Origin of the sequence: Blastococcus tunisiensis, assembly GCF_900112815.1 — a bacterium.
Lineage (GTDB): Bacteria > Actinomycetota > Actinomycetes > Mycobacteriales > Geodermatophilaceae > Blastococcus_B > Blastococcus_B tunisiensis.
In genome coordinates, this window is the sequence record NZ_FOND01000003.1 from 264,950 (window position 1) to 278,569 (window position 13,620).

Here is a 13,620-nt window from a genome sequence, read left to right on the forward strand (position 1 = left end):
GGTGGGGCCGGCCGGCCCCGTGGGTCCAGGGCGTGCTTACGGCGAGTCCGCGGCGCGCTCGGCCTGCGGGAGGTCGAGCGCGCGCAGCTGCTTCTTGTCGATCTTCCCGACCAGCGTCATGGGGAGGGCGTCGATGACGACGACGTGCTTCGGCGCCTGGTGTGCGCCCTTCGCGCGCTTCACCAGGTCCTTGAGCTCCTCGCCGTCGAGGGTCGCGCCCGGCCGCGGGACGACGTAGGCGGTGACGGCCTCACCCCACCTCGGGTCCGGCCGTCCGAGCACCGCGACCGAGGCGACGTCCGGGTGTCCGCTCAGGACGTTCTCGATCTCCTTGGGGAAGACGTTGAAGCCGCCGGTGATGATCATGTCCTTCTTGCGGTCGACGATGTGGAGGAACCCCTCCTCGTCGCGGACGCCGATGTCGCCGGTGTGCAGCCATCCGTTGCGCAGGGTCTCGGCCGTCAGCTCGGGCAGCTTCCAGTAGCCCGACATCACCGCCTGCGAGCGGACGCAGATCTCACCGGGTGTGCCGGGCGGCACCTGGCGGTCGGACTCGTCGAGGACGGCGACCTTCGTGCCGAGGGCCGGCCGTCCGCACGCGGTCAGCAGCTCCGGCCGGTTCACCGGGTCGTGTTCCTCGCGCAGCAGGCTGGTCGTGATCCCGACGCACTCGGTCTGCCCGTAGATCTGGACCAGCTTGGGGCCGAAGCGCTCCAGGGCCTCGGTCAGCCGCGCGGGGGTGATCGGGGAGGCGCCGTAGAGCATCACCTCGAGCGAGCTGAGGTCGTGCTCGCCGGGGGCGGTGTGGTCCAGGAGCGCGTAGATCATGGTGGGCACCACGAGGGTGACGTTGACCCGTTCCTGCTCGATGGTCCGCAGGAACGAGGCGGGTTCGAAGCCCTGCAGGAGGACGACGGTGCCGCCGCTGACCAGCGTCGGGAACAGCGGCATCACCCCGGCGTGGGTGATCGGAGGGGCGACCAGGTACCGGGGGTGGATCGGGAACTGCCACGAGGCAAGCCCGGCGCGGGCGAGCTCCACCATCGCGCGCTGGGACAGCATCACGCCCTTCGGGCGGCCGGTCGTCCCGCCGGTGTACTGCAGCCACGCGATGTCCTCCGGGCCGGCCGGCCCGGGGGCCTCCAGGGGCCGGGGTTCGTGACGCTTCATGGCGGCGAAGAGGTCCTCACCCACCTCGGCCTCGCCGAAGACGAGCACGTGCCGGACGGTGGTGGCACGCTCGAGGATCTGCTGACCCGCCGCGGCGAAGTGCGGGTGGACGACGAGCACCTCGATCTCCGCGTCGTCGCAGACCCACACGTGGTCGTCGACCGACCCCATGGGATGCAGCCCGGTGTACCGCCCACCGAGCAGGTACGTGGCCGCCTGCGTCAGCCAGACCTCGGGCAGGTTGACGCTCAGCGCGCCGACCGCCCCCCGGTACCCGATGCCCAGCCCCGCGAGGACCTGCTGGATCCGGCTCATGGACGCCGCGCCCTCGGCGAAGGTCATCCGCCGGTCGCCGAGGACGAACGCCTCCCGCTCGGGGAACCGCTGGAAAGCCTCGACGATCGCTGCGCTGTAGACGGCGCCGCCGCTGTAGAGCTCCGATCGGTCGTCCGCGGACGGGGGGCACATCAGCGCCGACCTCCCGCCAGGAACGTGCCGACCCGCTCGGCTACGGACGGGTCCGCAGCCAGTGACGTCAGCGACCGGATCTCCGCCTGCAGGTGGGCCTCGAGGGAGTCGGTCGCGTCGATCAGCGCGCGGCTGGCGACGACGGCTCCGCGCGGAGCCCGTCCCAGCGCGGCGGCGACGGTGCGCGCGGCCTCGAGCACGGTGCCCTCCGGCGCGATCTCGTCCACCAGGCCCCACGCCAGGGCCTGGTTGGCGCTGATCCCCGCCGGGTCCAGCAGCAGCCGCAGCGCCCGCGATCGGCTGACGGTGCGCGGGAGGAAGTACGACGTCCCCGTGTCGGGCGAGAGCCCGAGCGCCCCGAAGCCGCCGACGAACCGCACCCCGGGTGCGCTGATGCGGACGTCGCAGCTCACCGCGAGACCGACCCCGGCGCCCGCCACCGCGCCGTTCAGCGCGGCGACGACCGGCGGGCCGGCGCGCAGGGCGCGCACGATCTCGGCCCCGGCGTGCGCCGTCTCCGACAGCGTCTCGACCGAGAGTACCTCGCCGTCGACGAAGCTGCCCAGGTCACCGCCACCGCAGAACAGCCGTCCCTCGCCGGTGAGCACGATCGCCCGCGCGGAGGCGACGGACCTGAGCGTCTCGGCCAGCGCCTCGCAGGTCTCGGTGTCGAGCGCGTTGGCGGGCGGGTGGTCGAGCCGGACGACGGCGATCTCGTCGGTACCGACCTCGGCGTGCGCGCGACGGGCCACGGTGGTCACGGCTGCCTCCGGTCGATCACGAGGGGCTCGTCGGCCGAGATGGCCCCCGGCGCCTCGAACCGGACGTCGTCGGGGCGCATCCGCGCCAGCGCGAGGAAGGTCTCGGACGCCTGCTGCGCCAGGTCGGGTGCCGCCTCGCCGCCGGGGGTCTCGAGCCGGAGGAGGACGTGGTCACGGGACCCGTTCCGCGTGACGACGACCTGGGCGCGGTCGACCCCCGCGAGCCGCAGGCCCGTCTCCTCCGCCTGGCGCGGGTAGATGAAGATCTCCTTGGCCTTCACCGCCTGACCGACGCGCCCCTGCAGCGGGGCCAGCCGCAGGGCCGGGTCCCCACAGGAGCACGGGGGCAGCACGTAGGAGACGTCGCCGGTGCCGAAGCGGGTCAGGGGGTAGGTGCGGTTCGAGGTCGTGACCACGACTTCGCCGCGCTCCCCGTCGGGCAGGGGCGCGCCACTCGTCGGGTCGCAGATCTGCACGAGCAGGTTGTCCCCGACGTGGTAGCCCTCCTGCGCCGGGCACTCGTAGCCGATGAGCCCGACATCCCCGGTCGCGTAGGCCGACGACGTGGTCAGTCCGTACTGCTGCTCGAGCCTCCGGCGCTTGGCCATCCAGTCCCCGAACTCGCCGCCGAGGAACGCGAGGCGGACGTTCCACTCGTCCGGCAGGTGGTGCCCGCGGCTCGTCAGCGCCTCGGCGAGGGTGATGAAGAACGGCGTGCTGGCCAGGACGACGGTGACGCCCAGCGTCCGGATGAGCTCCGCCTGCACCTCGCTGTTCCCGACGCCGCCGGGCACCACCGTGGCGCCCACCTCGACGAGGGCCTCGTCCATGACCAGGCCGGCCGGCACGAGGTGGTAGGACCACGTGTTCAGCACGGTGTCACCGGGGCCGATACCCGCCGCCCGGAAGGCGCGCTGGAAGCCGAGCCCGATCTCGTCGTGGCCCTGGGGGTCGAACAGTGGTCCCGGGGAGACGAAGACGTGGCGCAGGTCGTGGGGTTCGACGGCCAGGAAACCGCCGAAGGGCGGGTCGGCGTGCTGCAGTTCGAGGAGCCGGTCCTTGGTCGTGACCGGGATGCGGACGAGGTCGTCGACGGACCGGACGTCGTCCGGGGCGATCGACGCCTCGTCCATCAGCCGCCGCACAGCGGGCGCGTTGTCGTAGGCGTGACGGAGCTGGCCGGGCAGCCACTCCGGCAGGGCGGCCGTCATGACGTCGCCTTGGGGGCGGCGTAGGGCAGGTACTCCCGACCGAACATCTCCCGGGCGACGATCATCTTCTGGATCTGCGGGGTGCCGTCGCCGATCTCCAGACCGCTCACGTCACGGAGCAACTGCTGGAGGGGGAGGTCCTCGGAGTACGCGACGTGTCCGTGCAGCACGATGCAGTCGTGGATCGCCCGCACCGCCGCCTGCGGGCCCCACCATTTGATCATCGCAGCCTCCTTGGTATGTGGCCGTCCGGCCATGCGCAGGGCCAGCGCGTGATAGGACAGCCACTTCACGCCCTCGAGATAGGTGGCGTGCTCGGCGAGGGGGAACGACACCCCTTGGAACCGGCCGATGGGCTGACCGAACGCCTTGCGCTGCTTGGCGTAGGCCACGGTCATGTCGATGGCGGCCTGGGCGCTGCCGTAACACATGAGTCCGAGCAGGGATCGGGTGTAGTCGAACTCGCCCATGACCATCTGGAAGCCGCGACCGACTTCGCCCATCAGGTTCTCGTCGGGGACGAAGACGTCCTCGAATGCCACGGCGGCCCGCCCGATGGGTTTGAAGCCGATGTCGTTGAGCGCGTGGCGGGTGATGCCGGGCGCGTCCAGGGGGACGAAGAAGGCGGTGACCGAACGCGTGCCGCCGTCCTGCGACGTCTTGGCGAAGACGACCAGACCGTGCGCGTGGGCGGCCAGGCTCGACGAGGTCTTCTCGCCGTTGAGCAGCCAGCCCCCCTCGACTCTCGTCGCCTTCATGCGCATGGCCTGCGCGTCGGATCCGCTCTCCGGCTCGGTCAGCGCCAGCCCGGTGAGCAGCTCTCCGCTGAGCACCCCGGGCAACCATTTCTCGCGGAGCCCCGGCTGGAGGTTCTTCTCCAGCATCCCGCCCGCCACAGAGGCGTTGAACACCGTGAACGCGGCGTTGTAGTCGGCGCCGGCGATCTCCTCGCAGGCGATGCCCACGGTGATGAGGTCGGCACCCTGGCCGCCGTTCTCCTCGGAGACGCCCAGGCCGAGCAACCCCTGCCGGCCCAGCTCTCGGTAGGTGTCCCAGAAGAATTCCGAGGAGGAGGCCCGGGCCATGTATCCCGGCGCCAGGCGACTCTGGCTGAAGCTGCGGACGGAGGCCCGGAAGTCGTCGTGCGCGTCGGTGAAAAGGAAGGTGGACACGAATACCTCTCGACGGTGGGAAGTGGTCAGCGGCCGGAGAACTGCGGCGAGCGCTTCTCCTGGAAGGCGCGGAGTCCCTCGGTCATGTCCTCGGAGTGCTGGTGCAGCGCGGAGGCGAGCAGTTCCAGACGCAGACCGGTCTCCATGGGCTGCTCGAGTCCGTCGTTGACCAGCTGCTTGGCGCGGCGCATGGCCAGGGGGCTGCGGGATGCGAGCGTGTCCGTCAGAGCGTTGACGGCCTGCTCGAGTTCGCCGTCGGGCACCACGCTGTTGATCAGGCCGGCCCAGGTGGGGTCGGTGGCGGGCAGGAAGTCGCCGGTGAAGATGAGCTGCTTGGCACGGTTGACGCCGATCTTCCGGGGCAGCCGGATGGAGGCCCCGCCGCCGGGCAGCAGCCCGTAGTTGGCGTGCGCGTCGCCGAGCCGGGCGCCGGAGGCGGCGACGACGATGTCGCAGCAGAGCACCGTCTCGAGCCCGCCGGCGAGGGCCAGCCCGTTGACCGCGGCGATGACGGGCTTGGGGAAGGTCTCGATCCGGCCGAGCAGGACGCCGACCCGTTCGAGAAAGCGGTTCTGCGCCTCGCCGGCGCCGTCACCGGCCTGCCGGACGAACTTCAGGTCCGCACCGGCGCAGAACGCCCGGCCGGTCCCGGTCAGGACGACGCAGCGGACCGCGGCGTCGGACTCGGCACGGTCGAGGCCCTGTTCGAGGCCGCCGACGACGTCCGGGTTGAGGGAGTTGAGCGCGTCGGGCCGGTTGATGCGCAGCCACACCGCGGCCCCGCGCTGCTCCACGACGACCGCGCCGGTGCCGGCCCCCGTCTGGTCCTGTGCCACGCCTTCAGTCACGAGTCCTCCGCCTGCGCCGGAATACTGATACCGGTGTCATCTTTACCCATTTCGGGTCGGCAAGTCGAGAGTGCGGCGCGCCTGAATGTGGGTTCCGGGGAAACGGCCCGGCGGAGCCGCCGTCGAGGGCTCCGCCCTGCGGCAGTGGTCATGATCATGGGTCGCGGCCGCGCGGTCCGACCGACGGCGTTCAGCTCGTCCGTGCTCGTCGGACGAGGTCGCGTCCGATGAGCAGGCGCTGCACGTTCTGCGCCCCGTCGGCCATCGTCAGGAACTGCGCGCCGGCCAGGATCCGGGGCAGGCCGCGGTCCACCAGGACGCCCCGGCCGCCCATGACACGGGCGCACACGACGGCGGCGTTCACCGCGGCGTCGGTCGCGAAGCGCTTGGCGTGGGCCGCGGCGAGGGCGCCCGCCCGCGTGCCCACCAGCTCCGCGGCGTGCCGGTACATCAGCCGGCTCGCGTGGGTGTCGGTCGCGACGTCGGTCAGCGGGAACAGGTTGCCCTGCAGTTCCAGGACGCCGGCGCCGAACAGCCGGCGGTCGGCGGCATCGTGCAGGGCCGCGCCCATCGCCGCCGTGCACAGCCCCGTCGCTCCGGAGGCGACGTGCACGCGCGCCATGTCCAGGGTGGACATCACCGCGGCGAACCCCTGTCCTGGAGGAGCCAGGACGCGCCCCTCGTCCAGGTGGACGTCGGCGAAGACGACGTCGGCCACCGGCATGAACGACGCCGAGGACTTCTCGTAGGCGGGCCCGACGGTGACGCCGGGATCGTCCGCCTCGACCAGCACCACCATCATGTCGTCGGTGCCGGTGGTCGCGTCCCCGCTCCGGCAGATGACGACGAAGACGTCGGCCTGGCCCGCGAAGGTGGCCCACGCCTTGCGCCCGGACAGTCGCCACCCGCTGCCGTCGCGGACCGCCCGGGTCTCCATCCGCCCGGCGACGTCCGAGCCTCCGTTCTCCTCCGTGATCAGGATCCCGGCCAGCGCGCGTCCGGCCGCCAGTTCCTCGACCCAGGCCTCCGCCGACGAGCCGGGAGCGGCCAGCGAGGCCGCGCGCGTCGCGAAGTTGTGCACGGACAGGCTCAATGCGTAGAAGCCGTCGGCCTCGCTGAGGACCTCGAAGATCGGGGCGACGTCGGCGCACGACAGCTCCTGGCCGCCGTATCGGCGCGGGACGTAGTAGCCGGCCAGGCCGAGCTCGCCGGCGGCGCGCAGGGCGTCGCGAGGGAAGACGCCGGACCGGTGCCACGCGTCGGTCGACGGCTGCACGGTCTCCTGCGCGTGGACGCGGGCCGCCTCGACGATCGCGGTCCCGGTGAGGGTGGAGGCAGGAGTCGGCATGGACGCCCCTTCCGGTCGGACGTGCGCGGGTGCCCGTCGAGTCCGGGCGTCCCGCTGACAACTGATGCTCATGTCATCTTTGCCGACCGGCGCGGTCACGTCGAGGGTTGCGGCGCCGGCGGCGGAGGGCCGATCGCGCCGCTCTCGTCGAGTGGCGAGGGAACTAGGGTCGGCCGGGTGAATGAGTGCCTCTTCTGTCGCATGGCCGCTGGGGAGGTCCCGGCGGACGTCGTGCTGGAGACCGATCGCGTCCTCGCCTTCCGTGACATCGATCCGCAGGCGCCGGTCCACGTGCTGGTCATCCCGCGGGAGCACCACGCCACGCTCGGTGCGCTGGCCGGCAGCGATCCGGGGCTCCTCGGCGAGGTCGTGGCCGCGACGCACGCGGTGGCCCGTCAGGAAGGCCTGGTCGGTGCCGACGATCCGGAGCCCGGCTGGCGCCTGGTGGTCAACTCCGGCCCCGCCGGTGGTCAGGTCGTCCACCACGTGCACATGCACGTGCTCGGCGGCCGGCAGATGCGCTGGCCGCCGGGCTGACCGCCGGCTCGGGTGACAAGCTCGGCACATGACCGACAACGCGCCCCTCCGGATCGAGCGGGACGGCGACGTCGCCGTCGTCGTGCTGGACAACCCGCCGCTGAACCTCTTCGACGGCGCCACGTTCGACGCCCTCGAGGCCGTGGCCGCCGAGCTGGTCACCCTCACCTCGCCCGCCCGCGCCGATCGCGCGCGGGCGGTGCTGGTCGAGGCGCGGGGGAAGGTCGTCTCCGGCGGGGTGGACGTGACCGAGTTCCAGGCGATCGCGGAGGGGCCCGAGCCGGCCCGCTGCGGCGCGGAGCTCTGGGAGCGGCTGCTGAGGGTCTCGCAGACGATCGAGGACCTGCCTGTCCCGACCGTCTTCGCCGCGCACGGGCTCACGCTCACCGCGGCCTTCGAGCTCGCCCTGGCCTGCGACGTCCTCCTGGCCGCGGAGAAGGCGTCCTTCGGCCTGGTGGAGATCGTCGTCGGCCTGACCCCGTCGATGGGCGGGCCGCAGCGGCTCGCCGAGCGCGCCGGGCCGGCGCGGGCCCGGGAGCTGGTGTTCACCGGCGAGCGCTACCCGGCCGCCGTCCTGGAGCGCTGGAACGTGGTCAACCGGGTGCTGCCGGACGAGGGCTTCGCCGTGGCCGCCCGCGAGTACGCGCACCGGGTCGCGGCCGGGCCCACCGTCGCGCACGCGGCCACCAAGCGGCTGGTGGCCGAGACGGTCCGCCACGGTGCCCGGGCCGCCGACGCCCTCGTGCCCGAGGTGTCGGGGGCGCTGTTCGCCACCGGCGACCTCCGCGGCGCGGTCGCGTCGTTCCTGCGCGAGGGCCCCGGGAAGGCGTCGTACTCCGGGCGCTGAGCCGCCCGGACGAGCGAGGCCGGGATTCCGGTCGCCCGGCGCGGGTAGACTCGACCAGTCCGCTCGTCTCTCTCAGGAAGGCAGGGTCGAGGGTTCTTGGCCGACACCTCCCCAGGCGTCCCCACGCCGGGTGCCCACATGTCCCGTGAGGCCTCAGCGCAGGCCGCCGCCGCGGACGTCGCCCGCTCGGCAGCGTCCGCCGGATCCGCCCCGCCCCCGGTCCGGACCACCATCACCGTCCCCGAGTCCGTCTCGATGGTCGCCCTGCTGGGCTCGGCCGACGAGCTGCTCCGCCTGGTCGAGGCGGAGGTCGACGCCGACGTGCACGTGCGCGGCAACGAGATCGCCGTAACCGGGCAGCCGGCCGACAACGCGTTCGCCGTCCGTGTCTTCGACGAGCTGATCGCGCTCCTCGGCACCGGGCAGGGCCTGCGCCCGGACTCGGTGCGCCGGGTGATCGCGATGCTGAAGAGCGGCGGGTCCGAGCGCCCGGCCGACGTGCTGAGCCTCGACATCATCAGCCGCCGCGGCCGCACGATCCGGCCCAAGACGCTGAACCAGAAGCGCTACGTCGACGCGATCGACGAGCACACGATCGTCTTCGGCATCGGCCCGGCCGGCACCGGCAAGACCTACCTGGCCATGGCCAAGGCCGTGCAGGCGCTGCAGACCAAGCAGGTCAACCGGATCATCCTCACCCGCCCGGCGGTCGAGGCCGGCGAGCGGCTGGGCTACCTGCCCGGCACGCTGAGCGAGAAGATCGACCCCTACCTGAGGCCGCTGTACGACGCGCTGCACGACATGGTCGACCCCGAGTCGATCCCGCGGCTGATGGCCTCCGGGACGATCGAGGTCGCACCGTTGGCCTACATGCGCGGCCGGGCTCAGCCGTACGACGCGAAGGTCCTCACGCCGAACGGGTTCATGCCGATCGGCTCGCTGCAGGTCGGTGATCTCGTGGTCGGCTCCGACGGCTTGCCGATCCCGGTGCTCGGCGTCTATCCGCAGGGCAAGAAGGTCGTCTACCGCGTGACCGCCCAGGACGGCGCTTCGACCCTGGCCTGCGGTGAGCACCTGTGGACGGTGACGACGCCGGACGACCGCCGTCGCGGGACGACGCGCACCCTCGAGACGCAGGAGATGATCGGGAACCTGCGCTGGGGCGCTGGTGCTCATCGCTACGAACTCCCGGTGGTCGATGCGGTCGAATTCGAGCCCCAGGAGGTGCCGCTCGATCCCTACGCGCTCGGGTTGCTGCTGGGGGATGGCTGCCTCACCACCGCGACGACGCCTTCCTTCTCCACGACCGATCCGGAGTTGGTCGTCGCCCTCGAGTCGGCGCTCGAGGGAATCGAGGTCACGCACAAGGGAGGCCCCGACTACGTGCTCCGGCACGTGGGCGGCGGCCGCGGTGGCCTGCGGATCGCCAACCCGGTCACCGAGACCGTCAGAGAACTGGGCCTCGCTGGGACGCGGTCGGCTACGAAGTTCGTTCCTTGGCTGTACTCGCACAACTCGGCGGAGGTCCGCGCTGCCCTCCTTCAAGGGCTGCTGGACTCGGACGGGGGCCCGGTCACACAGCGCGGACGAACCTGCCGGATCCAGTACACGACGACGTCCGAGCGGCTGCGGGACGACGTCATGTTCCTCGTCCGTTCCTTGGGCGGGACCGTCACCTCCCGCACCCGAGTGGCTACCGGTCGACGTCCGGGACTGGCACAGGGGCGGCCAGTCCACCACCGGCACGCGGCCCACATCCTCGAGATCCGGTTGCCGGCCGGGATCTCGCCGTTCCGGCTGGAGCGGAAGCGGCGTGCCTACGACGCTGCCGGCGGCGGGCGGCCGATGCGTTTCATCCACAGCATCGAGCCGGTGGGCGAGATGGACACCATGTGCATCCAGGTCGCCGCGCAGGACTCCCTGTACGTGACCGACGACTTCCTCGTCACCCACAACACTCTCAATGACGCGTTCGTGATCCTCGACGAGGCGCAGAACACCACCGCCGAGCAGATGAAGATGTTCCTCACCCGGCTCGGCTTCGGCTCCAAGATCGTGGTCACCGGCGACGTGACCCAGGTCGACCTGCCCGGTGGTGCGCAGAGCGGCCTGAAGATCGTCCGCGAGATCCTGGACGGGCTCGAGGACGTGCACTTCGCGAACCTGACCAGCTCCGACGTCGTCCGCCACCGCCTGGTCGGCAACATCGTCGACGCCTACGAGCGGTGGGACGCCACCCGGCAGCCCACCGCGACCCGACCGGGCGCCGGCGCCCCGGTCCGGACCTCCCGCCAACGCCGACCGGGGAGCTGAGCGGCATGCCCGTCGAGGTGGCGAACGAGTCCGAGATCGCCGTGGACGAGGCCGAGCTGGCCGGGATCTGCCGGTTCGTGCTCGGTGAGATGCAGGTCAACCCCATGGCCGAGCTGTCGGTGCTCTGCGTCGACGTCGAGTACATGAGCAGCCTGCACGAGCGCTGGATGGGGGAGAAGGGGCCGACCGACGTCCTCGCCTTCCCCATGGACGAGCTCGACACCGCCCGTCCCGACGACCCCGAGCCCGGCCCGGCCCTGCTCGGTGACGTCGTCCTGTGCCCGGCGGTGGCCGTCCGCCAGGCCCGGGCCGCCGGGCACTCCATGGACGACGAGCTGATCCTGCTGGCCACGCACGGGGTGCTGCACCTGCTCGGGTACGACCACATGGAACCCGACGAGGAGAAGGAGATGTTCGGTCTCCAGCAGAAGCTCATCGACGGGTGGCGGACGGCGCCCCGCGAGCCGGTCACTGGCGCCCCCGTGACGCGGGAGCCGCGCCCCGGCGCCCCCGTGACGCGGGAGCCGCGCACCTGATGGGCACTCCCCGATGAGCTCCGGTGCGATCACCCTGCTGGTGATCGCGATCCTGCTCGTCCCTCTCGCCGGCCTGTTCGGTGCGATGGAGGCCGCCCTGCAGCGGGTCTCCAAGGCGCGGGTCGAGGAGATGCGCCGGGACGGGGTCAAGCGCGCCGACGGCCTCGAGCAGGTCGTGCTCGAGCGCGCCCGCCACGTCGCGCTGCTGCTCCTGCTGCGGATCGTCTGCGAGATGTTCGCGGCGGTCATCGTCGCGCTGATCTTCTTCGACCTGTGGGACAGCACCTGGCAGGCCGTCTTCGCTGCCGCGGGCACCATGGTGGTGGTCAGCTACGTGCTGGTCGGCGTCGGCCCGCGCACGCTGGGCCGCCAGCACTCCTACGGGGTCGCGCTCGCGACCGCCGGGCTCGTCAAGCTGCTCGGCCGCGTCCTCGGACCGGTGGCGACCCTGCTGATCCTGATCGGCAACGCGCTGACCCCCGGCCGGGGCTTCCGCGACGGCCCGTTCTCCTCCGAGGTCGAGCTGCGCGAGCTGGTCGACATGGCCGAGGAGCGCGGCGTCGTGGAGTCCGGCGAGCGCAACATGATCCACTCGGTGTTCGAGCTCGGCGACACGATCGCCCGCGAGGTCATGGTGCCGCGCACCGACGTCGTCTGGATCGAGCGCACCAAGACGGTGCGCCAGGCCCTGGCGCTCGCGCTGCGCAGCGGCTTCAGCCGCATCCCCGTCATCGGCGAGAACGTCGACGACGTCGTGGGCGTCGTCTACCTCAAGGACCTCGTCCGGCGGTCGCAGAACACCGGCGACGGCCGCGGCCCCAAGGTCGAGGAGCTGATGCGCACCCCGACGTTCGTGCCGGAGTCCAAGCCGGTCGACGAGCTGCTCCGGGAGATGCAGGCGGCCCGTGTGCACATCGCGATCGTCGTCGACGAGTACGGCGGCTTCGCCGGCCTGCTGACCATCGAGGACATCCTCGAGGAGATCGTCGGGGAGATCGCCGACGAGCACGACGCCTTCCAGCGCCCCCCGGTCGAGGAGCTGCCCGACGGGTCGATGCGGGTCACCGCCCGGCTGCCGGTCGAGGACCTCGCCCAGCTGTTCGGCGTCGAACTGCCCGAGGACGACGACGTCGAGACCATCGGCGGCCTCCTGGCCCGCGAGCTCGGCCGGGTGCCCATCGAGGGGGCCGCGGCGGAGATCGGCGGGCTGCGGCTGGTGGCCGAGAGCACCGGCGGACGCCGCAACCGCATCGACACCATGCTGGTCTGCCGGGTCGAGGAGCCGGCCGACGAGGACGCCGCCGAGGCGTGCGGAACGGATGCGAAGGGGGCCACCCGCGTCGAGGAGCCGGCCCCGGTGGAGAGCTGAGGTAGCGGCCTCCCCGCCCTCCGTGGAAGGACCCCGGCCCCTGCGGGAAGGCCGATCGCCACCGGTAGGCGAAGATGCTCCCGTGGCCGATGACCTGCAGCCCGAGGACGCCAAGCTCGTCACCCTCGCCCGCTCCGCGCGCGGCCGGACCGGCGCCGCCGAGGGGGCGGCCGTCCGCGACACCGACGGCCGCACCTACCTCGCCGCCACCGTCGACCTGCCCTCGCTGAAGCTGTCGGCGCTGCAGGCCGCGGTGGCCGCCGCCGTCTCCAGCGGGGTCGAGGGCCTGGAGGCCGCGGCGATCGTCTCCGCCGCCGACGCGGTCGAGGCCGACGGGCTGGCCGCGGTCCGCGACCTCGCGGCGTCCGCCCCGGTGCACCTGGCCGGCCCCGACGGGACCCTGCGCGCCACCGTCTGACGATCGAGGGCCTAGCGCTCGAGGGGGACACCGAGGGCGGCCGCGACATCCTCGGGATCGCGCACCCAGAGCGTGAACGCCTGCTCGCCGCCGGCCTCGTCGTCGGCCAGGTGCCGGACGGCGACCCGCGTCCGGCCCGGCCACCAGCCGCCGCGGCGCCGCGGCTTCGGCCAGCCCTCCGGCGGGCGGCCGACGCGGACCTCGCGCACCAGCAGCAGCGGGACCACCCGCGCCGGCTCGGTGCGGGTCGCGGCCACGTCGAAGGACATCCCGTGCGCGGAGACGGTGAACCGGCCGGTGCTCAGCACCAGCACGGACAGCCCCGCGATCAGGGCCAGGGGCAGTTCACCGCGGACCTCGGGCCAGCCGCCGACCCACGCGAACGCCCCGAGCCAGAGGCCGACGACGAGGACGACGAACGCGATCGCCGTCGGCCCCGCGGGGCGGTACTGCCAGTAGCGCAGCGGAGCCGGCACGACGGTGGCCGAACGCTTCAGCCCCCAGCCCACGACGAAGCGGAAACCACGGGTCTGCTCCACGTGCAGCCGGCGCTCCCGGGCCACGGTCGCCTGCGGGGGTCGCGCGCTGCTCCGTCGTCCTGCCACGCCGGCGATCCTCCCAG

At 72.4% G+C, this 13,620-nt stretch carries 13 protein-coding genes; 6 read left to right on the forward strand and 7 right to left on the reverse strand.

Annotated elements, in window-relative coordinates:
- Positions 1-36: 36 nt before the first annotated feature.
- The 6 genes from BM142_RS05735 to BM142_RS05760 all read right to left on the reverse strand — a co-directional run bounded on the left by BM142_RS05735 (position 37) and on the right by BM142_RS05760 (position 6,978).
- Positions 37-1,638 (reverse strand): AMP-binding protein, encoded by a 1,602-nt coding sequence (locus BM142_RS05735; RefSeq protein WP_092195792.1) that lies wholly within the window; start codon positions 1,636-1,638, stop codon positions 37-39.
- On the reverse strand, positions 1,638-2,399 hold the full coding sequence (locus BM142_RS05740) for an enoyl-CoA hydratase/isomerase family protein (protein ID WP_092195793.1): 762 nt from the start codon (positions 2,397-2,399) through the stop codon (positions 1,638-1,640). Before BM142_RS05740 ends, BM142_RS05735 begins: the two co-directional genes overlap by 1 nt.
- On the reverse strand, positions 2,396-3,610 hold the full coding sequence (locus tag BM142_RS05745) for a phenylacetate--CoA ligase family protein (protein ID WP_092195794.1): 1,215 nt from the start codon (positions 3,608-3,610) through the stop codon (positions 2,396-2,398). The genes BM142_RS05740 and BM142_RS05745 overlap by 4 nt, the downstream gene beginning before the upstream one ends.
- On the reverse strand, positions 3,607-4,782 hold the full coding sequence (locus tag BM142_RS05750) for an acyl-CoA dehydrogenase family protein (protein ID WP_217640592.1): 1,176 nt from the start codon (positions 4,780-4,782) through the stop codon (positions 3,607-3,609). The genes BM142_RS05745 and BM142_RS05750 overlap by 4 nt, the downstream gene beginning before the upstream one ends.
- Before the next feature lie 26 nt (positions 4,783-4,808).
- Positions 4,809-5,630 (reverse strand): enoyl-CoA hydratase/isomerase family protein, encoded by an 822-nt coding sequence (locus BM142_RS05755; protein ID WP_217640593.1) that lies wholly within the window; start codon positions 5,628-5,630, stop codon positions 4,809-4,811.
- 190 nt (positions 5,631-5,820) lie between these two features.
- The gene (locus BM142_RS05760; protein ID WP_175527118.1) at positions 5,821-6,978 is read right to left on the reverse strand and encodes an acyl-CoA dehydrogenase family protein; all 1,158 of its coding nucleotides are present in this window, start codon (positions 6,976-6,978) and stop codon (positions 5,821-5,823) included.
- A gap of 177 nt (positions 6,979-7,155) precedes the next feature.
- Here BM142_RS05760 and BM142_RS05765 point away from each other — a divergent pair, with 177 nt between their 5' ends.
- The 6 genes from BM142_RS05765 (at position 7,156) to BM142_RS05790 (ending at position 12,998) form a co-directional block, all read left to right on the forward strand.
- Entirely contained in the window at positions 7,156-7,515 is a 360-nt protein-coding gene (locus tag BM142_RS05765) for an HIT domain-containing protein (RefSeq protein WP_092195797.1), read from the forward strand.
- A 28-nt stretch (positions 7,516-7,543) separates the two neighbouring features.
- Positions 7,544-8,362 carry an enoyl-CoA hydratase/isomerase family protein gene (locus BM142_RS05770; RefSeq protein WP_092195798.1) on the forward strand — a complete coding sequence of 273 codons (819 nt, stop codon included), beginning with the start codon at positions 7,544-7,546 and terminating at the stop codon, positions 8,360-8,362.
- A 138-nt stretch (positions 8,363-8,500) separates the two neighbouring features.
- Entirely contained in the window at positions 8,501-10,675 is a 2,175-nt protein-coding gene (locus tag BM142_RS25755) for a PhoH family protein (RefSeq protein ID WP_092195799.1), read from the forward strand.
- Positions 10,676-10,680: 5 nt separating this feature from the next.
- Complete coding sequence (ybeY, locus tag BM142_RS05780) at positions 10,681-11,211, forward strand: rRNA maturation RNase YbeY (protein WP_092195911.1); 531 nt, start codon at positions 10,681-10,683, stop codon at positions 11,209-11,211.
- A gap of 13 nt (positions 11,212-11,224) precedes the next feature.
- Positions 11,225-12,580, forward strand: coding sequence for a hemolysin family protein (locus BM142_RS05785; RefSeq protein ID WP_092195800.1), 1,356 nt, complete (start codon positions 11,225-11,227; stop codon positions 12,578-12,580).
- 82 nt (positions 12,581-12,662) lie between these two features.
- A complete protein-coding gene (locus BM142_RS05790; protein WP_092195801.1) occupies positions 12,663-12,998 on the forward strand; it encodes a cytidine deaminase in 336 nt (111 codons plus the stop codon).
- An 11-nt stretch (positions 12,999-13,009) separates the two neighbouring features.
- On the opposite strand, the gene BM142_RS05795 is transcribed toward BM142_RS05790, so the two are convergent.
- Positions 13,010-13,603, reverse strand: a complete 594-nt coding sequence (locus BM142_RS05795) for a hypothetical protein (RefSeq protein WP_139228778.1) — start codon at positions 13,601-13,603, stop codon at positions 13,010-13,012.
- Positions 13,604-13,620: the final 17 nt, after the last annotated feature.